A 21,233-nucleotide genomic window follows, 5' to 3' on the forward strand; every position below is an offset into this window, starting at 1 on the left:
GGCTGGCCTCACGGTGCGTCGGAGCCGGGTTCGACCCGCACCGCGCAGACCTTGAACTCGGGCATCTTGCTGCGGGGGTCGAGGGCGGTGCCGGTGATCAGGTTGGCCCGGCCGGCGCCGGGGTGGTGGAACGGCAGGAACACCGTGTCCGTGCGCATGCTGCCGACCAGCCTGACCCGCGCGACCGTGGTGCCGCGGGCCGAGGTGACGCGGGCCAGGCCGTCCTCGCGCAGACCCGCGCGTTCGGCGGTGTCGGGGTGGATCTCGACGTACGGCTCGGGGACGGCGTCGTTGAGTTCGGGCACGCGGCGGGTCTGCGCGCCGGACTGGTAGTGGGCGAGGACCCGGCCGGTGGTGGCGTACAGGGGGTGGTCGGCGCCGGGCGTCTCGGCCGGGTCGCGGTGGTCGACCTCGGCGAACCGGGCGCGGCCGTCCGGGGTGGCGAAGCCGTCGAGGAAGAGGCGGGGCGTGCCGGGGTGCGGCTGCCCGCCGGGGCGTTCGGGGCAGGGCCAGTGCAGGGCCTCCCCCGCGTCCAGCCGCTCGTAGGTGATGCCGGAGTAGTCGGCCGTGCCGCCGCGGGAGGCGCGCCGCAGTTCGTCGAAGACCTGGCGCGGCGCCGTCGGGTAGCGGTGGGCCGGTTCGCCGAGCCGGACCGCGAGGCCGTGCAGGACCTCCAGGTCGGTGCGCACGCCCTCCGGCGGGGGCAGCAGCCGGCGGCGGCGCAGCACCCTGCCCTCCAGGTTCGTCAGGCTGCCCTCCTCCTCGGCCCACTGCGCGACCGGCAGGACGACGTCGGCGGTCCGTGCGGTCTCCGAGGGCACGAAGTCGGCCACCACCAGCAGGTCGAGGGCGGCCAGCCGGTCGGCGACATGGGCGGAGTGGGGCGCGGACACCAGGGGGTTGGAGCCGAACACCAGCAGGGCGCGCGGGCCGCCTTCGGTGCCGAGCGCGTCGAGCAGTTCGCAGGCGCTGCGGCCGGGGCCGGGCAGGGCGTCCGGTGTGGTGCCCCAGACCCGGGCGACGTGGGCCCGTGCCTCCGGGTCTGTGATCATGCGGTAGCCGGGGAGCTGGTCGGCCTTCTGCCCGTGCTCGCGGCCGCCCTGGCCGTTGCCCTGTCCGGTCAGGCAGCCGTAGCCGCTGCCGGCGACGCCGGGCAGGCCCAGGGCGAGGGCGAGATTGATGAAGGCCGCGGCGGTGTCGGTGCCCTTGCTGTGCTGCTCGGCGCCCCGTCCGGTCAGCACGTAGGCGCGGCGCGCCCGGCCCAGCAGTTCCACGGCGGCGCGCTGTTCGGCGGCGGGGACGCCGGTGACCTGTTCGACGCGCTCGGGCCACCAGGTGACGGCGCGCCGCCAGGCCGCGTCGAAGCCGGTGGTCCGTTCCTGGACGTATTCCTTGTCGCACCAGCCGTCGCTCACGGCGATGTGCAGCAGTCCCAGCGCCAGCGCGAGGTCGGTGCCGGGCACCGGTTGCAGGTGCAGGGCGGCCCGTTCGGCGGTCCTGGTGCGGCGCGGGTCGATGACGATCAGGTCCGCCTTCCGCAGGTGCCGCATCAACGGGGGCATGGTCTCGGCGGGGTTGGCGCCGGCGAGCAGGATCGTGTCCGCCGCGTCGAGGTCGGCGACGGGGAACGGCAGCCCGCGGTCCAGGCCGAAGGCGGCGTTCTGGGCCGCGGCGGCCGAGGACATGCAGAACCGGCCGTTGTAGTCGATCTGGCTGGTGCCGAGGGCGAGCCGGGCGAACTTGCCCAGCAGGTAGGCCTTCTCGTTGGTGAGGCCGCCCCCGCCGAACACGGCGAGCGCGTCCGGGCCGTGCTCGTCGCGGATGCGCCGCAGCCGCGCGGCGACCGTGTCCAGGGCGGTGTCCCAGTCGGCCGGGGCGAGACGGCCGTCCGGGCCCCGCAGCAACGGCCGGCGCAGCCGGTCCGGGACGTCGAGCACCGCGGGCGCGGTCCAGCCCTTCTGGCACAGGCTGCCGTCGTTGACGGGGAAGTCGGAGGGTTCCACCACGGTTCCCGAGGCGCCGTGGCCGAGGCGGGTGCCGCACTGCAGGGCGCAGTACGGGCAGTGCGTGGCCACGCTCGTGCGCGGCGCGCTGTCAGGCACGGGTGACCTCCGAGGACTCGGCGGCCCTCCGTCCGGCCCGCCGCGCCTGCCGCGCGTCGCCCGCCGGGGTGCCGTGCGGGGTGCGCAGGTAGACCAGCAGGGTGACGGCCACGCACACCGCGTAGAAGGCGAGGAAGGACCAGAAGGCCGGCTCGCCCGTGCCGCGGCTGCCGTAGGACGCCCGGAAGGCCAGGTTGACGACGACGCCGCCGAGCGCGCCGACGGCACCTGCGATGCCGATGACCGTGCCGGTCAGGCGGCGGGCCCGGGCGAAGGCCTCGGTCGCGTCGTGGCCGGCGGTGACGGCGGCCTCCGCCTGCCCGGCGAAGACGACCGGGATCAGCTTGTACGTGGAGCCGTTGCCCAGCCCGCTGAGCACGAACAGCACCGTGAAGACGGCGACGAACAGCGCGAGGGAGTCGTGCGCCGAGGCGACCGGCAGCAGGAGGGTGCCGGCGCCCATGGCGAGGAAGTTCCAGAAGGTGACCCGGGCGCCTCCCCAGCGGTCGGCGAGCCGGCCGCCCAGCGGGCGGGACAGCGAGCCGAGCAGCGGCCCGAGGAAGGTGAACCCGGCGGCCTCCAGCGGTGTCGAGCCGAACTGGTTCTGCAACACGAGCCCGAAGGCGAAGCCGTACCCGATGAACGAGCCGAACGTGCCCAGGTACAGCAGCGAGATCCACCAGGTGTGCGGGTTGCCCACCGCCTCGCGCAGCGCGCCCGTCGGGGCCGGGCCCGTGTCGACGTTGTCCATGCCGAGCGCCGCGAGCACCGAGGCGAGGGCGATCAGCGGCAGGTAGGCGGCGATCACGTAGGCGGGGTGGGTGTCGCCCGCGGTGGCGATGACCAGCAGGCCGACGAGCTGGATGACGGCGACGCCCAGGTTGCCGCCGCCGGCGTTGAGGCCGAGCGCCCAGCCCTGGTGACGCCGGGGGAAGAAGTGGGCGATGTTGGTGGTCGAGGAGGCGAAGTTGCCGCCGCCGACGCCGGCGGTCGCGGCGACGAGCAGGAACACCCACAGGGGTGTGCCGGGCCGCTGGACGAAGTACAGCGCCAGCAGGGCCGGGACGAACAGCAGGACCGAGCTGAAGACGGTCCAGTCGCGCCCGCCGAAACGGGTCACGGCGTGGCTGTACGGCAGGCGCAGCAGCGCGCCCACCAGGGTGGGGGTGACCACCAGCAGGAACTTCTCGCTCGGGGTGAATCCCAGGCCGATGGCCGGGGACATGAACAGCACCAGGACCGACCACATGCTCCAGATCGAGAACCCGATGTGCTCGGAGAGGACGGACAGGACGAGATTGCGTCGTGCGACGTGCTTGCCGGTGCGCTCCCAGAACTCCTCGTCCTCCGGATCCCAGTGCTCGATCCGGCGTCGGGAGGCGCGCAGTGCCGTCATCGGGGGCAGCTCCTCGGCTGGGGACGGCGGCCCGGAGGGTGGCGCCGGGCCGCCGTGCGGGGGGGTGGTGGGGGCGCGGGCCCACGGGGGGGATGGGCCCGCGCCCCGAGGGGGCGGCGGTGCGGGATCCGGGACCTACGCGTCCGTCCGTTCCGCCTTCAGCAGCCGGGCCAGCTCCAGCCGCTTGATCTTGGTGGTGGCGGTCTGCGGCAGGTCGTCGAGCTTCCACTGCACGGGCTCCGCCATCGCGGGCAGACCGGCCACCGCGGACTTCCAGGCCGCCAGGTCGAGCGGCTTGTCGTCTCGCGTGCACACCACGGGCAGGGGCCTGCCGTCCTCGTCCGGGACGATGATGACCTCGACGAGCTCCGGTATCCGGGCGAAGAGGGTGTCCTCGATCTCCAGGGTGCTGTCGATACCCTCGATCTCGTCGACCTCCCGGTCGAGCAGGTGCAGGCAGCCCCACTTGGTGCGGTAGCCGAGGTCGCCCATGCGCCACCACTCGCCGTCGGCCTGCTTCTCCCAGCGCTCGTGCTCGCCGAGGTAGGTGACGATCCGCCCGTCGGAACGCACCTCGATGTAGCCGGGGTTGGACTTGGTGGGCCGCCTGCCGTCCCGGCTGACCACCCGGACGCCCGTCATGCCGGGGAACGGGGAGCCCACGCAGCGGCCGTCGGCGTCCGCGCCGCGCTTCTTGGAGTAGGTGCGCCCGGCGATCGGGCCGACCTCGCTCTGCCCGTACATCTGCACGAACTGCGGCGACTCGCGCCGTGACGCCTTGAGCATCAGGTGCACGGTGCGCGGGTGGATCGCGTCGAAGGTGCTGCTGAAGTACTTCACGTTCGCCAGCGGCCGGCGCGGGTCGTCGACCAGCACCTCCCAGCGCAGGAACGTGTTGGGGTGCGCCTCTATCAGGCCCGGCGGGGCCTGGCGGAACACCTCGGCCACGACCTCCGGGTCGTCGTCCCGGAGGATGATCATGGGGTGTCCCTGGAGGATCGTGATGGGCATGGCGGTGAACATCCGCGAGTGCACGAACGACACGTGGATGGCCACCGGTTCGCTGCGGCCCACCAGGGAGGCCACGGTGCCCTGGGGGCGGTAACGGGCCTGGAAGGTGCGCCCGGTGTGCACCGCCAGCTTGGGCGTTCCGGTGGTGCCGGAGGTGTGGGTGACCAGCGTCGGGTGGTCCGGGGGCATGGTCACCGGGGCGACCCGGGCCGAGCCGGCCAGCGAGGCGAGCGTGACGGCCTCGTCGTGGTCGCCGGAGGCCAGGAGCACCTGCCGGGCCAGACCGAAGATCTCGGCGGGCAGGTGGTGGTCCAGCTTGTCCTGGTCGGTCACCAGGTGGGGCCGGTCCACGCGGCGCACCAGCTCGCACACGGTGGTGCCGTCGAGCTTCGGGGACAGCAGGACCGGGACGGCGCCGATCCTGGCCGTGGAGCAGGCCAGGAGCGTGATGTCGAACCCGTTGGTCTTGTGGACGACCACGCGCTCCCCGGGCCGGACGCCGGCCGCCCACAGCCGGGAGGCCAGGTCGTCGACGAGGTCGGCGACCTCCGTGAGCGTCATGCGGCGCCCGCGCTCCGGAGCGACGTCGAGATCATGGTCGAGAATCACGGGATTCGCCGGGTGCCGGGCCGCGGCCCGCTCGAAGAGCGTGCCCAGCCGAATTCCCTTGTTTCCGATGCGCTGGAGAAACATCTGCCCACCCTCTCATCCGCCGTGACTGTTCCCCAGCCGTGCGGCGGGCCGTTTGAATTCAGGCTCCCGTACGGATCAGCGAGAATTGTCACCGCTTTTCGATGACGTCCTTGATGCGCTTCAGCGTGGCGTCGAGGTCCTGCTCGAGCTTGGCGGTCCAGTCGGCCACGAAGCGCTTGCGGTCGTCCTCGTCGAGGTCGGCGACGATCTTGTGGATGCCGGCGGTGGCCCGGCCCATGCGGAAGTGGTGGGTGAGCACGCAGCCGTCCTCGGCCGGCGCCATGTCGAAGCCCCAGATGCTCTCCTGGTCCTCGCGGGCGTGGGTGAGCATCATCCACCGGAAGGTGCGGCCGGGCTCGGCGGCGGTGATGCGGCACTCGGTGTGCCAGACGCCGCGCACCAGGGGCGCCCAGGCGACGACGTCCTCGCTGCGGAGGTTCTCGCCGCGGAAGACGGCGCCGACGGTGGACGGTTCGCCGGAGACCCACGTGCCGCCCCGGCATTCGGGGCTCCATTCGGCACTGCGCGGCAGATCACTGACGACGGAGTAGACCTCGAGCGGGGTCGCGGAAATGTGAATGTCGGCCTTGAGCTCGAAGAGCGGCGAGGTGTCGATGATTGACTGGGTCATGTGCAGAATTCTGTCGAGGCTGCCCGACGCCGGTCAAAGAGCGGCTTTCTCATTTGTCAGGTCTGAATTCCCGCATTTCACCGGCGTCGCGCGCCCCGCCCGGATCAGGCCCTGCCGGTGACGCTCAGCACGAGTTTTCCGTGCACCTTTCCCTCCTCCAGCCGGCGGTGGGCCTCGGCGGCGTCGCTCAGGTGCAGCCGCTCGATCGCCCGGGGCCGGAGACGGCCGTCGGCGACCAGCCGGTTGACGGCGCTGGCGGCCTCGGCGAGCTCCCCGGCGGTGGCGTGCGAGATGGCGAAGCCGTGGATCGAACGGTCCCTCAGGTACAGCGGCCCCACCGGCAGCACGGGCCGGGAGCGCAGTCCGGCGAGCAGTACGATCCGCCCCCGCCCGGCGAGCAGGTCCACCGCGGTCTCCAGGTCGTTGGTGCCGGAGGCGTCGAGGTAGAGGTCGGCGCCCGCCGGGGCGGCGGCGCGGATGCGCCCGGGCACGTCGGGGTCCCGGTAGTCGATGACGTGGTCGGCGCCGAGTCCGCGGCAGTACCCGGCGTCCCGCGCGGAGGCGACGGCCACGACCCGGGCGCCCGCTGCGGCGGCCATCACCACCAGGGCGCTCCCGACGTTCCCGCCCGCGCCGACCACGACGGCGGTCTCGCCGCAGCGGAGCCGCCCGTGGGTGAACAGGCCGAGGTAGGCGGTCGCGGCCGGATGGGCCAGCGCGACGGTCTCGTACGGGTCGGCGCCCTCCGGCAGGCGGTACAGCCGGTCGACGGGCACCACCACCCGCTCGGCGGCGGCCCCCTGACGGCCGTCGTGGCCGAGGCTGTTGCACCACACCCGGTCGCCGGGCCGGAACCGGTGGACTCCGGTGCCGACCGCGGCGACGGTGCCGGTGAGGTCCCGGCCTATGACGAAGGGGAACGTGAGCGGGGTGCGCCAGGCGCCCGAGCGCACGAAGGTGTCGACGTGGTTGACCGAGACGGCCGTGACGTCCACCAGGACGTCGGTCGGCCCCGGTTCCGGCGTGGGCTGATCACCGTAACGGATGACGTCCGGAGATCCGAGCTGTTCAATGTAGGCAGCACGCATCATGGTCAGGGATTCTGGCAAAGAGGCCCCGGCCTCGTCCGCGAGCGGCCCGGACGCCGTCGCGGATCTGTCAGATCGGAACCATCTCTGTCAGATCCACCCCGTTCAGACCAGGTTGAGACGGGCCAGTTCCCGCCGGGAGCCGACGCCCAGCTTGGGATAGGCCTTGTACAGATGGTGCTCGACGGTCCTGCGGCTGAGGAACAGCTGCGCGGCGATCTCCCGGCTGCTGTTGCCGCCGGCCGCCAGCCGGACCACCTGCAGCTCCTGCGGGGTCAGCCGGTCGAGGACGTTCTCCGCGGCGGCCTTGGCGCTCGCCGTCGCGTCACCCGCCGCCCGCAGCTCCGCACGCGCGCGCTCCGCCCAGGGCAGGGCGCGCAGCCGTTCGAAGTCCTCCAGGGCGGACCGGAGCGTGTCACGGGCCTCGCTGCGGCGCCGGGCCCTGCGCAGCCACTCCCCGTACAGCAGCGCCGTGCGGGCCCGCTCGAAGGGCCGCCGGCCCCGTCCGTGCAGCCGGACCGCCTCCCGGTAGTCCTCCTCGCGCCCGTCGACCAGCGCCCGGCACCGGTGGGCCACCGCCAGCGCCCACGGCTGCCGGCCGGCCCACGCCCAGTCCTCGAAGGCGCGCATCGGCCGCTCGGCCCGCTCGGACTGCCCCAGCCGTACCGCGGCCTCCACCTGATCGGCGACGGTGGCCATGGCCATCGCCATGTGGCGCTGCGGTCCCGGGCCGACGGCGGTCTCCAGGCGGCCGAGGGCCGCCTCGTAGTCGCCGCGCGCCAGTTCCAGCAGGCTCAGGGCGCTCTCACCGGCCACCCGGCCGACGTCGGGGACGTCCCGCATGAGGTCGCGGCAGCGCTGCTCGTCGCCCTCGATCGCCGCGATCCGGGCGGGAACGCCGTTGAGCCAGGCGACGCGCTCGCGCAGCCCGGTGTCGCGGGCGATCTCCACGGCCTCGGCCACCGACGCCTCGGCGTCCCGGTGGGCCCCGGCCAGCACCTGGCGTTCCGCCAGCAGGTGCAGGGCCTGGGGCAGGGCCCCGATGAGGCCCTGCGCGCGGCAGCGGACCACCTCGGCCGCGGCCAGTTCCATGGCCGTGGCATCGTCGCCGAGCAGGATCGCACTGTGCAGGGCGCGCGTGCGCGCCGCGTCCGAGCCGCCCTGGCCGGCGGCGACGGCGCGCTCCAGCAGGGGCAGTCCGCGGGCGTAGTCGTCGTCGACGAGGTGGGCCATGCCCTCCACCATCGGGTCGGCCTCCCCGAGGGACGCCAGCCGCTCGGCGGCCTCCCGCACGGAGTCCGCGTCGCCGGCGAACCAGCCGTACGTGGCACCGGTGCGGAGCATGGCGGGCCCGAGGCCGGGACCGGCCGCGTGCGTCCGCCGCAGCAGCAGGCGGGCGGCCTCGCGCTGGTCCCCCGACTCGAACATCACGGCGGCCCGTACGGGGGCGAGCCGGGCCAGGTCCTCCGGTTCCGGGGTCGACCGCTCGGCCTGCTCGGCCAGGTCCCGGGCCTGACCGACGTGGCCGGCGTTGAGTGCGCAGGTCGCGGCGTCGGTGAGCCGGCGGACCTGGGCGCGGCGGTCGGGGGTGAGCCGGGCGGCCTGCTGGTGCAGGAGCGAGGCGGCGGCGTAGGCGCTGCGGTCGGCGGCCCGCTCGGCGGCGGCGACCAGCTCGGAGGCGACCTCGTCGTCGGGTGAGGTCGTGGCCAGCGGCAGGTGGCGGGCCCGGCAGTCGGGGTCCTCCGCGGCGTCGGCCAGCGCCTGGTGGACGGCGATCCGCCGGGCCAGTACGGCTCCCTGGTAGGCGGCGGTCCCGATCAGCGGGTGGCGGAACACGACGGTGCTCTCGGTCACCTGGACCAGCCCCGCCCGCTCCGCGTCCTCCAGGGCCTCCAGACCCACGCCGAGCGTGCGGGCCGCCTTCATCTGCAGCGGCAGGTCGCCCCGCCCCTCGGCCGCGGCGAACAGCAGCGCCAGCCGCGTCTTCTCGGGGAGCGCGGCGATCTGGGTGCGGTACGACGACAACACCCGGTCGGCGACGGTCACGGGCGTGAAGCTGCCGGGGTCGTCGCGGCGGGCGGCGCCGAACTCGATGAGCGCCAGCGGGTTCCCGGCGGACTCGGCGATGACCTGGTCCCGGAAAGCGGGGGGCAGCCCCAGGTCGGCGAGGAGACTCACCGCGTCGCCGGTGTCCAGCCGGGAGGGGCGCAGTTCGGCGAGCCCGGGGGCGGCGAACCCCTCGTCCCGGGTGGCGAACACCATGGCCACCTGCTCGGCGGCGAGCCGGCGGGCGGCGAAGAGGAGCGCGTCGGAGGTGGCCTGATCCAGCCACTGGGCGTCGTCCACCAGGCACAGCAGCGGCCCCTGCTCGGCCAGGTCCGCCAGGAGCGTGAGCACGGCCAGCCCGGTCAGGAACCTGTCCCGCGTGCGGGTGCGGCCCGCCCCGAGGACCGCCCGCAGGGCGTCCGCCTGGGGTTCGGGCAACCCGTCCAGCCGGTCCTGCACCGGCCACAGCAGCTGCACCAGCCCGCCGAAGGCCAGGTCCGCCTCCGGCTCGACCCCGGTGACCCGCAGGACCCGCATGCCCGCCGCCGACGCCGACTGCGCCGCCCGGTCGAGCAGAGCCGTCTTCCCGATGCCCGCCTCACCGCGCAGGACCAGGGCGCCGCTGCGTCCCTCGCGGGCCCGGACGGTCAGTTCTTCGAGCGCCGCAATCTCGGTGGACCTGCCGTACAGCACGTAGGTGCCCCCACTCCCCGTGATGCGGCCCACCGGTAGGCAAGCCGTGCCGACGTACGTATCCGGTTTCAGAAATCTTACTGATTCGGCCTGACCTCCCCTCTTCCTACGGTGTGGAACAAGCCGGTTCCCTGATGGAGGAGATCGTGAGCCACTTCTTCGAACCGCTGCCCCTGGGCAAGCTGACGCTGCCCAACCGGCTCGTCATGGCGCCGATGACGCGCAGCCGGGCCAGGGACGGCGTACAGACCCCGCTGGCGGCCGACTACTACGGACAGCGCGCCGGAGCGGGCCTCATCATCACCGAGGGCACGCAGCCCTGCGTGATCGGGCAGGGGTACATCGACACACCGGGCGTGCACACGCCCGAGCAGGTGGAGGCATGGCGTCGGGTGACCGGCGCGGTGCACGAGCGGCAGGGCCGGATCTTCGTGCAGATCATGCACTCCGGCCGTGTCGGGCACCCGAGCCTCTACCCCGACGGCGCGCTGCCGCTGGCCCCCTCCGCGGTGGCCTCGGGCGGCCGGATGTACACGCCGGAGGGCATGCTGGACCACCCCACGCCCAAAGCCATGGACCTGGAGGACATCGCCCGGGCGGTGGAGGACCACGTCTCCGCCGCCAAGTACGCGATGGACGCCGGGTTCGACGGTGTGGAACTGCACGGAGCCAACGGCTACCTGATCCACCAGTTCCTCGCCGACAACACCAACCTGCGCACCGACGCCTACGGCGGCAGCGTCGACAACCGCATCCGCTTCGCCGTCGAGGTCGCCCAGGCGGTCAGCGACGCGATCGGCCCCGAGCGGGTCGGCATCCGCCTCTCCCCCGCCAACACGGCCAACGGCATCGAGGAGAGCGACTCCGCCACGCTGTACGCGGCCCTGATCCGCGCCCTGGCGCCGCTCAGCCTGGCCTACGTCCACCTGATGGAGTTCGGCGGCCGTGACATCACGAAGCTGATCCGGCGCGAGTGGCCGGGCGTCCTGATCCTCAACCCGCACGCCACGGGCGAGGAGGCCGCGGTGACGCCCGAGGCCGCCGAGGCGGTCCTCGCGGAGGGCCTGTGCGACGCGGTGAGCATCGGCTCGCTGTGGCTCGCCAACCCCGACCTGCCCGCGCGGATCAAGGCCGGCGGCCCCTACAACACGCCCGACCCGGAGACCTTCTACGGAGGCGACCACCGGGGTTACACCGACTACCCGACACTGGACGGCTGATCCCCCGGGCAGGCGGCAGCGGGGCTCCCGGCCGGCGCCCGCCCCGCCCCGCTTCCCTCCTGCCCCGATCCCCGGCTCCCTGGCCCGGCCGGCGCCTTCTCCCCCGAAGGGCTGCACGCCGGACCGGGCCAGGGTGGTCCAGCGACGACCGACCGCTCAGGGAGCACCGATGAGCAACTCACTCGCCGAGTCCGACGCCCAGGGTCCCGCCGCGCCGGGCAGGAAACCTCACGCAACCGACATCCGCGGCCCGTTCCACGGACCCGCGGCCCTCTGGCTGGCCCTCATGGCCGGCCCGCTGTCCTTCGGTATCGCGGGCCCCGCCCTGGTCCTGGACGACGCCGCGCGGGACCTCGACGTCTCGACCGGCGCCGCCACCTGGACGGTGACCGCGTTCGGCTGGGGCATAGCCGTCGGAACGCCGCTGCTGGCCGGGCTGCTGGACCGCCGGGGGGCTCGCACCGCCCTCACCGCGTGCGGTCTGCTCGTCCTGCTGGGGGCGGGTCTGGTGGCCGGCGTCCCCGTGCTGCCGGTGCTCGCCCTGGGAACCGCCCTGATGGGCCTCGGCACGGCCGGCCTCACGGCGACGGCCATGAGCCTGGCCGGCTCGCCCCGCGCCATGGGACTGGTCACCGCCTCGCTCGCCGTGGTGGGTTCGACGGCCCCGCTGGCCGGTTCCCTCGTCAACGACCTGCTGTCCTGGCAGGCCACCCTCGCGCTGCCCGTGCTGAGCGTCGTGGCCGTGCCGTTCGCCGTGGCCCGGTGCGCGCGCGGCGCCCCGGTCACCCGGGAGCCGTTCGACCCGCTGGGCGCGGTGCTGCTGACCGCGCTGGTCACCGCGCTGGTGTTCGTGCCGCACCAGCCCCTGGCGGCCGGGGTCTGCTCCGTGCTCGCCGCGGGGCTGCTGGCGGCCCGGATGCGCGCACGGCCGCGGGGTTTCGTCCCCGCCGTCCTCGTCCGCACCCCGGGCTTCCTGGTCGCGGCGGGTCTCGCGCTGTGCCTGGCGGTGGTCAACTTCGGCATGATGTACGCGATTCCAGAGCGGCTGGAGGATCACACGTCGTGGTCCACCAGCGAGATCGGCGTCGCCATGGTGTGGCCGCTGCTGCTGGGCGGCGCCCTGTCCTGGTTCGTGGTGGCGGTCTCGGCGGCGCGGGCGGGACGCCGGGTCGTGATCACCGCGCTGGTGGGGCTCGCCCTCGCGGGAGCGGTGCTGGCGGCCGTCGGCACCTCCGCCGCGGTCCTGCTGGCCGCCCAGGCCCTGACGTCGATCGCGGCGGCCTCGGGCCAGGGAGCGTTCGCAGTGCACGCCACCTCGGCCGTCCCCGACGCCCAACGCCCCCCGGCCATCGGTATGTTCAACCTCGCCTATCTCCTCGGCGCCGCCTTCGGCCCCGCCATCGTCTCGCTCCTGTCGCTCTGACCGGCGGCGGCCCCGATCCGGGCGTGCCGTCACACCACACGGGTGTGACGGCACACACCCGTTTCCCGGAATCTCACTGCATGCGTCAACTGGCATACTTCCAAAGGGGGTTCCTGGGGGAAAGCGAGCCGTGAGCCTGCTCGGCCGCCGTCGTGGCGGTCCGCAGGCCCCCAGGCCACCACGGGGGGAGAGGCTGTGGCTCTCGGTTCGCGGGCGCGGCTCGCGCAATGCGCGCGGGTGTTCCCCCGCTGCACCGGTGGGGCTGCGGCCCGTGCGACTCGGCCTCGTGCACCGTCACTGCCAGCGATTGGGAATCGAGACACCGGAGGACCTCGTGTCGGGGACGAAGGACGAAGCGGTGGCGGCAGTGCTGGCCCTGCTGGGCCTCCTGGCCGGTGAGGGGACGGCGAACCGGTTCGAAGCCGTGGTCGAGGAGGCACGAAGACAGGGCGTGACCGGCGCCGACCTGCACACGGTGGAACGGGTCAAACGGCTGGCCCTGGGCATCCAGGCCCGGCTCGAGCGTCGTCAGCAGCAGAGCGCCGCCCTCGCCGCGCTCGTCGACACCGCCTCCGATCTGGCGAGCCCGCACACGGTCGAGGACACCCTCAAGATCATCACCCGCCGGACACGGCTGCTGCTCGGCGCCGACGTCTCGTGGGTCACCCTGCCCGCCACCGACGACGACGGGGCGTTCCGGCTGCACTCGCTCGACGGTCACGTCTCGATGCTCAACACGCGGCTGCGACTACCGGAGGGAGCCGGGCTCGCGGCCGCGGTACTGGCACACCGCGCGCCGCTGTGGACCTCCGACTACCTGACGGACGAAAGTTTCCGGCACGCCGCCGAGCTCGACCGGTGGATCGGCGCCGAGGGCCTGCACGCCGTGCTCGCCGTGCCGTTGAGCCGCGGCACCGACTTCGCCGGATCGCTGCACGTGGCGGACCGCAGCGTGCGCCACTTCTCCGCGGACGAGATAGCACTGGCGAACATGCTCGCCGAGATCGGCGGTGTGGCGCTGTCACGGGCCGTGTACCTGGACGAGACACTCGCGGAGATGTCGGCCCTGCGGGAGCGGCTGTCGCGCGCCGAGGCGGACCTGGCCTGCGCACGCGGGCTCACCGAGGCCCAGGGGGCGTTGCTCGCCCTGGTGCTCGACGGTTGTGCCCCGCAGCTGCTGGTGGAGGAGTGCCACGTCAGACTGAGAGCTCCGGTGCTGTTGTGCGGCCCGCACGGTACGACGATCGCCGCGGCCGGTGACCTGTCCGGGCGCGGCGAGGCGTTCGCTCGCGCCAAGAAGGCCACCGGTGTCCTGCTGGATCCCGCCCCCGTCCTTCTGCAGGACGGCATCTGGTCCGTGCCGGTCCTCGCCGGCAGTCACCACCTGGGCGCCTTGTACGTCCAGGCCGGTCCGGCCCTGACCGCCGGCGCCGAGGAACTGCTGCGGTACGCGGCGCGCGTCGTCGCGGTGCTGCTGTCCCTGCAGGAAGGCCGAGGCCCTGTGAACGGGCAGTGCCGGGACGAACTGCTCGAAGACCTGCTGATCAGTGTGCCTCGCACCCGGGATCAGCTGGAGCGGCGCGCCCGCCGGCTGGGCATCGGACTCGATCAGCCGCACGTCGTCGTGATCGCCCGCGTCGAAGGGGACGCGCAGGCACACGCGGTGAGCCGGGCATCGACCTGCGCACGCCGTCTGAACGGGCTCCAGACGACGCACGAGAGCGACATCGTGCTGCTGCTGCCGGGCACCGACCCGGGCGCCGCCGCCCGGACGGTGCACGACGAGCTGTCGTCCCTGCCCGGCGGTCCGCCGACGGTCAGCGGTTCCGGACCCGTGTCGGACCCCGGTGCGATCCTCCACGGGTTCCGGGAAGCGGCACGCTGCCTCGACGCGATGACCGCCCTGGGCGCCGCAGGAACCTCCGCCTCGACTCACCAGCTGGGGTTCCTGGGGCTACTGCTGTCGGACCACGTGGACGCCGACAGGTTCATCCAGAGCACCATAGGGGCCGTGCTCGACTACGACGAGCAGCGGCTGACGGAACTGATCCGCACCCTGGACGCCTACTTCGACACCGGCGGCAGCCCCACGTACGCGGCCGAGCAACTCCACGTGCACCCCAACACCGTGGCCCGCCGGCTGGAGCGCATCGGTGAGCTGATCGGCTCGGACTGGCAGAAGCCCGAACGCGCCCTGGAGATCCAGCTCGCGCTCCGCATGTCCCGGATACGGCGTGTGCTGCGGGAACGCGACGAGTCGGCCGGGGTTCAGGACGCATAACCCAGTTCGGCGTCGTCGGCGTCGCCCAGGGCCGCCAGGGCGTGCGCGGCGGACGCGAGGGTGACGTGGCGGTGCCAGCCGCGGTAGGAGCGTCCGGCGAAGTCGCGGATCCCCACCTGGTCGGCTCCGTGGGCGAGGTCCTGGTCGACCCGGGAGATCATCCCCCGTAACCGCATCAGGAACGCGGGCGGAACCGACGTCAGGTCGGTCAGCCACACCTCCCGGGGCCGGCGCCGGTCGTTGTTCCCCAGTCCCAGCAGAAGCAGGTCACCGTACCCGCGGCCGGCCCGCCGGCCCGCAGGGGCGGGCAGTGCCACCCGTACGGCGGTGACGAGCCCGGAGCACCTGACCGTCCCCGCGCCGTCGCCCGGCCACACCACCGGCCGCTGCAGGCCCCGGCTCGCGCTCATGATCTGGTACACCGGTCTGGGGGTGGTGTCGAAGCCCTTCAGCGCGGGGTCCCTCACCGACAGCCGCAGGGAGTCGTTCACCCTGAGCATCATCTGCGTGCCCCGGCCGAGGAGTTGCGACACCGTCGAGGTGATGTCACCGCCGCGGGCGTCCATCACCAGGGGGCGGGACGGCAGTCGCCAGGCCGTCGTCTCCAGAAAGGCCCGGAGCGAGCACTCACCGAGGGTCTCCGCCGACGCGTCGTCCGGTATGGACGCGCGGCGCCGACGGTCCTCGGCCAACCAGGCCGGGGAGAGCTGCAACCGCCAGTTGACCGGCACGCTCGCCTCCTCACCGACCGCCCATACGCCCACGGCCTGCTGGGCGTTGAGCACCTGCCCGTGCTCCGGGAAGAAGCGCCGCTCCACTCCGACGGAGTGCCGCCCGGTCTTGGGTATGACCATGGGCCGCACCGCCCACGCCTGGGGCGGGACCACACTCGCCGTGTACCGGGCCAGTGCCCGGCGCACCGGGCCCCAGTCCCAGCTCGAGTCGCTGATGAAGTGGTGCAGACTCTGCTCCGTCGCCTGTCCCCCGACAAGCGCGGCGATGTTGCGTATCGACTTGCGTCCCCTCACCTCCAGCAAACCACGTATGTAGTCCATGCCCTTACGGCGTTGGTCACTGCGGGGCAGGGAGGCGAACAGCAGTGAACACATCTCCGGCAGCGACACGCTGCACGGAGGTGCGCATGACGGCTCGTGCCTGGTCAGACTCTGTGCTTGGTCAGGGCTCAGCGCGACCACACTCATGAACGGACTCTCCATCGGGTGTAGACGAAGACGATCCGAAGGGCTGCCCGTCCAATGTGCGGCAGGCGGGGTCCCCGCCCCAGGTACACCGAGCACAGGACTTGTGACGGACAGTGGTGGCCGGGCCACCACCGTCTCCTTCCCTCCGCGGATCCCTGTCCGGAGCGCACGGTTCGGAAGGTGTCCGGACCACCGTCCTGGCCGGCGGGCGCCCCTGCGGAGCCCGGTGCCAGGCGACTTGACGAAGTGGCGCCGGCATCGGGCGCCGGGCGCCGCACACGCGGCACCATGGGATTCCACGACGCGGCACACACCGCGAGGACCCCGGTGTGGTCCCGCTACCGAGGAGGACATCATGAGCGCCGCCCCTGAGCCGCGGCCCGTCACCGTCTGGTCGGATCTGGGGTGTCCCTGGGCCACCCTCGCCCTGCACACGCTGCGCACCGCGGCCCGGGCACGGGAGCAGGACCTCCTGATCGACCACCGGGCCTTCCCGCTGGAGTTGTTCAACCACCAGCCCACGCCCAAGTTCATCGTGGAGCCCGAGATCGTGGTGATCTCCGCACACCGTCCCGACCTCGGCTGGCGTCCGTGGGCCGGGCGGGAGTACGACTACCCCTCGACGATGCTGCCCGCGATGGAAGCCGTCCAGGCCGCGAAGGACCCGTCCGTCGGTGGCCTGCGCGGCAGCGACGAACTGGACGCCGGACTGCGGCACGCGTTCTACGTCGAGAGCCGGTGCGTCAGCATTCCCTCCGAGATCCTCGACGTCGCGGCGGGGTGTGAGCACGTCGACGAACAGGCCCTGGCCCGCGCTCTCGAGCGCGGCGCCGGCCGCGCGGAGATCCACGAGCAGTTCCGCGTCGCCCAGGGGCCCGACGTCCAGGGCAGCCCCCACCTGTTCGCGCCCGGCGGGTACGCGGTCCACAACCCCGGCGCCCACGTCCGGTGGACGGGCGATCCCGACAAGGGGGGCCTGCCCCGCCTCGACCGCTACGACCCGTCGTGGGCGGAGGAACTGCTCGACCTGCTGGCCGAGGGGAGGCAGTCGGCCGATGCCTGAGAGGGACCTCCGCGTCTCGACCGCCACGTACGACCGCTTGGCGGCGGCGGCCGCGGCAGAAGGCGTGACGGTGCGGGCCTACCTTGAAAGGCTGACGGAATGGATCGCGCCCGGACAGCCCGGACACCATGTTTCCGTGGCGAGGCCCGAAGCCGACCTGCGGTTGGTGTCGCTGGGCATAGACGCACCGGGTGCAGACGGATCCGAGTCCCCCGCAACCACGACGCCTGATCCCCCTTCCTGACCGGCCGGGGAAGCTCAGTGCAGGGGGCGGCGGTGTGTCCGGCGGGGCCGGAGCCGATGATGACGACCTCGCGCACCTGGCCGGGCTGTGTCACGGGGCTCACGTCTCCTGCTGGGCGTCGATCTCGGCGATGAGGGCCTCGATGCGGGTCTTGATCTCGTCGCGGATCGGGCGGACGGCGTCGACGCCCTTGCCGGCCGGGTCTTCCAGGGCCCAGTCGAGGTACTTCTTGCCGGGGAGGATCGGGCAGGCGTCGCCGCAGCCCATGGTGATGACGTAGTCGGAGGCCTGTACGGCCTCGGGGGTGAGGATCTTCGGCGTGGCGGCGGAGATGTCGATGCCGGCCTCGGCCATCGCCTCGACGGCCGCGGGGTTGACCCGGTCGCCGGGGACGGATCCGGCGGAGCGGACCTCGATGCGGTCGCCCGCGAGGTGCTGGAGGAAGCCGGCGGCCATCTGCGAGCGGCCGGCGTTGTGGACGCAGACGAACAGCACGGAGGCGAGCGGGGCGGAGGACATGCGTTCTTCCTTCACAAGGTGAGTGGCAGGTGGTGCGAGGGGTTTCAGGTGCTCGGCAGGCCGGCGAGCAGGTCGGTGATGCGGCGGTCGATGTCGTCCCGGGTGGCGCGGACGACTGCGATCGGGGCGCCGTCGGGATCGGCCACGGGCCAGTCCAGGTAGCGGCGGCCGGGCACGACGGGGCAGGCGTCGCCGCAGCCCGTGGTGATGACGGTGTCCGCCGCCTGGACGACCTCGCCGGTCAGCGGCTTCGTGGACGCGTCGGCCGCATCGGTGCCGGCCTCGGTGAGGACCTGCGCGATGTGCGGCTCGGTCCCGGGCCCTGGGTGGGCGCCCGCGGAGGAGACGGCGCCCCGGCCGCCCGCCCGGTGCCGCAGGAGGGCGGCGGCGAGCTGGGAGAGGCCGGCGTCGCGGCTGCACGCGAACAGCACCCGTGACAGCCCTGAGCCCGGCGCGCTCCGGACGTGGGCGAGGGCGTCGAGGCGTTCGGCGGTGAAGCGCTCGGCCGGCACGATCAGGTGCGTGGTCACCGAGGCGGTCTCGGCCAGGCGCCGGCAGGAGTCGGTGAGCAGGCCCCGCACGGTCTCGGGCGCGAAGCGGCCGGCGTGCCGGGCGGCGAGCCGTGCGGCGCCGGCGGCCAGGCGCTCGTCGGGCAGGGCGGGGGCGGGAGCGGCGGACACGGGAAGACCTCTTCGACGGACCTACGGGTCAGCCCCGACTGGTATCAGCGTTGGATGATGTGACAGTATCAGCCCATGATGACGTCAGTCGACACTGATCTGATGCGGGTGCTGGCCGACCCGCTCAGGCTCCAGATCGTGACCCTGCTCGCCCGCGAGACGCTGTGCACCACCCACCTGGTGGAGGAGACCGGCGCCAAGCAGACCAACCTCTCCAACCACCTGAGAGTCCTGCGCGAGGCCGGTGTCGTCGAGACCGAGCCGTGCGGACGCTTCACCTACTACAAGCTGCGCCCGGACGTCATCGCCCAGCTCGCCGGGCAGTTCGCCGACCTGGCCGAACAGGCCCGTACCGCCGCCCGCGACAAGAGGGCCTGCCCGTGACCCGCACCGAAGCGCCCGCGACGGCCGAGGAATCCTCGGTCGTCGCCAAGCTCTCCACGCTCGACCGCTACCTCGCCGTGTGGATCCTCATCGCCATGGCCGTCGGCCTCGGGCTCGGGAGGGTGATCCCCGGACTGAACGACGCGCTGGCGAAGGTGGAGATCGGCGGGATCTCCCTGCCGATCGCGCTCGGCCTGCTGGTCATGATGTACCCGGTCCTGGCCAAGGTCCGCTACGACAAGCTGGACGCCGTCACCGGCGACCGCAAACTGATGGTCTCCTCGCTGGTCATCAACTGGGTCCTGGGTCCGGCGGTGATGTTCGCGCTGGCGTGGACCTTCCTGCCGGACCTGCCCGAGTACCGCACCGGCCTGATCATCGTCGGCCTGGCCCGCTGCATCGCCATGGTCATCATCTGGAACGACCTGGCCTGCGGCGACCGCGAGGCCGCCGCCGTCCTCGTCGCGCTGAACTCGGTCTTCCAGGTCCTGGCGTTCGGCCTGCTCGGCTGGTTCTACCTCGACCTGCTGCCCGGCTGGCTGGGCCTGGGCGACGGCGAGCACCTGGACGTCTCGATGGGGGAGATCGCCCTCAACGTGGTCATCTTCCTCGGCGTCCCGCTGCTGGCCGGCTTCCTCACCCGCCGGATCGGCGAGCGGAAGACGGGTCGCGAGAACTACGAGCGGAAGTTCCTGCCGAAGATCGGGCCGTGGGCGCTGTACGGGCTGCTGTTCACGATCGTCATCCTCTTCGCCCTCCAGGGAAAGACGATCACCTCGCAGCCGCTGGACGTGGCCCGGATCGCCCTGCCGCTGCTCGTGTACTTCGCGGTGATGTGGTTCGGCACCTTCGCCCTCGGCAAGGCCATCGGCCTGGCCTACGGCCGCACCGCCACCCTCGCGTTCACCGCGGCCGGCAACAACTTCGAGCTGGCCATCGCGGTCGCCATCGCCACCTTCGGCGTCACCAGCGGCCAGGCTCTCTCCGGCGTCGTAGGACCGCTCATCGAGGTCCCCGTCCTCATCGGGCTGGTCCACGTCTCCCTCGCCTGGCGCCGGAAGTTCACCACGCCTGACGGAGCGCCGACGCGCTAGTCCGCTTCCCGGCCGACAGCGACCCGCGCCTCGCTGTCGGCCGGCTCCCAGCGGGCCGCCGGCCCTTCCTCGGATACGCGCAGCGCTGGGCTCGGCCATGGAACTGCTCCGGGCTCATATATCGTCTGCCGATATCGGAAGCCGTAAAGCGTGCGGCCGTGTGTCGCCGAGGAGTGTGCCCATGAGCAAGCCATCGACCGCCGGCAGCGTCCCGGAGGAGTTGCGGCGGACGCTCGGCGTGCCCGACGCCGTCGTGATCGGTCTGGGCTCGATGATCGGCGCCGGGATCTTCGCAGCGCTTGCCCCGGCCGCGCGGGCGGCCGGTTCCGGGCTGTTGATCGGCCTGGCCCTGGCCGCGGTGGTCGCGTACTGCAACGCCACCTCCTCGGCCCGGCTCGCGGCCCGCTACCCCGCCTCCGGCGGCACGTACGTGTACGGCCGCGAGCGGCTCGGGGAGTTCTGGGGCTACCTGGCGGGCTGGGCGTTCGTGGTCGGCAAGACGGCCTCCTGCGCGGCGATGGCGCTCACCGTCGGCTCGTACGTGTGGCCGGGCCAGGCGCACGCGGTCGCGGTCGCGGCGGTGGTGGCGCTGACCGCGGTGAACTACACCGGGGTGCAGAAGTCCGCGTGGCTGACCCGCGCGATCGTGGCCGTGGTCCTGGCGGTGCTCGCCGCCGTGGTGGTCGCCGCCCTCACCTCCGACGGGGCGGATGCGGCCCGGCTGGACGTCGGCTCGGACGCGACCTTCGGCGGAGTGCTCCAGGCTGCGGGACTGCTGTTCTTCGCCTTCGCCGGGTACGCGCGCATCGCCACCCTGGGCGAGGAGGTCCGCGACCCGGCCCGCACCATCCCGAGGGCGGTCCCGATCGCGCTGGGCATCGTCCTCGTCGTCTACGCCGTCGTCGCTGTCTCCGTCCTGATGGTGCTGGGGCCGGACGGCCTGGCCGAGGCTGCGGCGCCGCTGTCGGACGCCGCGCGGGCCGCGGGCGCCGACCGGCTCGTGCCCGTCGTCCGCGTCGGTGCGGCCGTCGCCGCGCTCGGCTCCCTGCTCGCCCTGATCCTCGGCGTCTCGCGCACCACCCTGGCCATGGCCCGCGACCGGCACCTGCCGCACGCCCTGTCCGCCGTCCACCCCAGGTTCCAGGTCCCGCACCGCGCCGAGCTGGTCGTCGGCGCTGTTGTGACCGTGGCCGCCGCGACCGGGGACCTGCGCGGGGCGATCGGCTTCTCGTCCTTCGGCGTCCTGGTCTACTACGCCGTCGCCAACGCCTCCGCCTGGACCCTCGCCCCCGAGGAGGGCCGCCCGGCCCGGGTCATTCCGGTCGTCGGCCTGGCGGGCTGCCTGGTGCTGGCCTTCGCGCTGCCCGTGTCGTCCGTGCTCTCCGGTGCCGCGGTCCTGGCCGCCGGCGCCGCCTGGTACGGCGTCCGCCGCAGGTCCGCCGCGCGCAGCTGACCACTCCTAC

General features: G+C 73.1%; 16 protein-coding genes. 7 read left to right on the plus strand and 9 right to left on the minus strand.

Features of this window, described 5'->3' with window-relative positions; genetic code table 11:
- Positions 1-8 precede the first annotated feature (8 nt).
- The 6 genes from ACWH4W_RS30830 to ACWH4W_RS30855 all read right to left on the minus strand — a co-directional run bounded on the left by ACWH4W_RS30830 (position 9) and on the right by ACWH4W_RS30855 (position 9,660).
- A complete protein-coding gene (locus ACWH4W_RS30830) occupies positions 9-2,102 on the minus strand; it encodes a molybdopterin oxidoreductase family protein (RefSeq protein ID WP_473079089.1) in 2,094 nt (697 codons plus the stop codon).
- Positions 2,095-3,498, minus strand: coding sequence for a nitrate/nitrite transporter (locus ACWH4W_RS30835; protein WP_473079090.1), 1,404 nt, complete (start codon positions 3,496-3,498; stop codon positions 2,095-2,097). The genes ACWH4W_RS30830 and ACWH4W_RS30835 overlap by 8 nt, the downstream gene beginning before the upstream one ends.
- 135 nt (positions 3,499-3,633) lie before the next feature.
- Positions 3,634-5,202 carry a class I adenylate-forming enzyme family protein gene (locus ACWH4W_RS30840; RefSeq protein ID WP_473079091.1) on the minus strand — a complete coding sequence of 523 codons (1,569 nt, stop codon included), beginning with the start codon at positions 5,200-5,202 and terminating at the stop codon, positions 3,634-3,636.
- An 88-nt stretch (positions 5,203-5,290) separates the two neighbouring features.
- The gene (locus ACWH4W_RS30845; protein WP_466207349.1) at positions 5,291-5,833 is read right to left on the minus strand and encodes an SRPBCC family protein; all 543 of its coding nucleotides are present in this window, start codon (positions 5,831-5,833) and stop codon (positions 5,291-5,293) included.
- Positions 5,834-5,937: 104 nt separating this feature from the next.
- The gene (locus ACWH4W_RS30850) at positions 5,938-6,921 is read right to left on the minus strand and encodes an NADPH:quinone reductase (protein WP_473079295.1); all 984 of its coding nucleotides are present in this window, start codon (positions 6,919-6,921) and stop codon (positions 5,938-5,940) included.
- A gap of 105 nt (positions 6,922-7,026) precedes the next feature.
- Positions 7,027-9,660 carry an ATP-binding protein gene (locus ACWH4W_RS30855; protein ID WP_473079092.1) on the minus strand — a complete coding sequence of 878 codons (2,634 nt, stop codon included), beginning with the start codon at positions 9,658-9,660 and terminating at the stop codon, positions 7,027-7,029.
- 134 nt (positions 9,661-9,794) lie between these two features.
- On the opposite strand from ACWH4W_RS30855, the gene ACWH4W_RS30860 reads away from it, so the two are divergent.
- From ACWH4W_RS30860 to ACWH4W_RS30870, 3 genes are all read left to right on the plus strand, one after another.
- Positions 9,795-10,880: an alkene reductase gene (locus ACWH4W_RS30860; RefSeq protein WP_473079093.1), complete on the plus strand. Its 1,086-nt coding sequence runs from the start codon at positions 9,795-9,797 to the stop codon at positions 10,878-10,880.
- 169 nt (positions 10,881-11,049) lie between these two features.
- Positions 11,050-12,303: an MFS transporter gene (locus ACWH4W_RS30865; RefSeq protein WP_473079094.1), complete on the plus strand. Its 1,254-nt coding sequence runs from the start codon at positions 11,050-11,052 to the stop codon at positions 12,301-12,303.
- A 358-nt stretch (positions 12,304-12,661) separates the two neighbouring features.
- Positions 12,662-14,584 (plus strand): helix-turn-helix domain-containing protein, encoded by a 1,923-nt coding sequence (locus tag ACWH4W_RS30870; RefSeq protein WP_473079095.1) that lies wholly within the window; start codon positions 12,662-12,664, stop codon positions 14,582-14,584.
- On the opposite strand, the gene ACWH4W_RS30875 is transcribed toward ACWH4W_RS30870, so the two are convergent.
- On the minus strand, positions 14,572-15,786 hold the full coding sequence (locus ACWH4W_RS30875; RefSeq protein WP_473079096.1) for an IS701 family transposase: 1,215 nt from the start codon (positions 15,784-15,786) through the stop codon (positions 14,572-14,574). The two genes, ACWH4W_RS30870 and ACWH4W_RS30875, sit on opposite strands and share 13 nt — an antisense overlap.
- Before the next feature lie 355 nt (positions 15,787-16,141).
- On the opposite strand from ACWH4W_RS30875, the gene ACWH4W_RS30880 reads away from it, so the two are divergent.
- A complete protein-coding gene (locus ACWH4W_RS30880; RefSeq protein WP_473079097.1) occupies positions 16,142-16,849 on the plus strand; it encodes a DsbA family oxidoreductase in 708 nt (235 codons plus the stop codon).
- 343 nt (positions 16,850-17,192) lie between these two features.
- Here the strand turns inward: ACWH4W_RS30880 and ACWH4W_RS30885 are convergent, their stop codons facing one another.
- Together ACWH4W_RS30885 and ACWH4W_RS30890 are read right to left on the minus strand one after the other, a co-directional pair.
- Positions 17,193-17,612: an arsenate reductase ArsC gene (locus ACWH4W_RS30885; RefSeq protein ID WP_473079098.1), complete on the minus strand. Its 420-nt coding sequence runs from the start codon at positions 17,610-17,612 to the stop codon at positions 17,193-17,195.
- Between the two features lie 44 nt (positions 17,613-17,656).
- Positions 17,657-18,292: an arsenate reductase/protein-tyrosine-phosphatase family protein gene (locus ACWH4W_RS30890; protein WP_473079099.1), complete on the minus strand. Its 636-nt coding sequence runs from the start codon at positions 18,290-18,292 to the stop codon at positions 17,657-17,659.
- A 75-nt stretch (positions 18,293-18,367) separates the two neighbouring features.
- Here ACWH4W_RS30890 and ACWH4W_RS30895 point away from each other — a divergent pair, with 75 nt between their 5' ends.
- From ACWH4W_RS30895 to ACWH4W_RS30905, 3 genes are all read left to right on the plus strand, one after another.
- On the plus strand, positions 18,368-18,676 hold the full coding sequence (locus ACWH4W_RS30895) for an ArsR/SmtB family transcription factor (RefSeq protein WP_473079100.1): 309 nt from the start codon (positions 18,368-18,370) through the stop codon (positions 18,674-18,676).
- Positions 18,673-19,770 carry an ACR3 family arsenite efflux transporter gene (arsB, locus tag ACWH4W_RS30900; protein WP_473079101.1) on the plus strand — a complete coding sequence of 366 codons (1,098 nt, stop codon included), beginning with the start codon at positions 18,673-18,675 and terminating at the stop codon, positions 19,768-19,770. Before ACWH4W_RS30895 ends, arsB begins: the two co-directional genes overlap by 4 nt.
- A gap of 181 nt (positions 19,771-19,951) precedes the next feature.
- Positions 19,952-21,223: an APC family permease gene (locus ACWH4W_RS30905; RefSeq protein ID WP_473079102.1), complete on the plus strand. Its 1,272-nt coding sequence runs from the start codon at positions 19,952-19,954 to the stop codon at positions 21,221-21,223.
- Positions 21,224-21,233 lie beyond the last annotated feature (10 nt).

The sequence above is a fragment of the Streptomyces sp. DSM 120436 genome, from assembly GCF_055778765.1.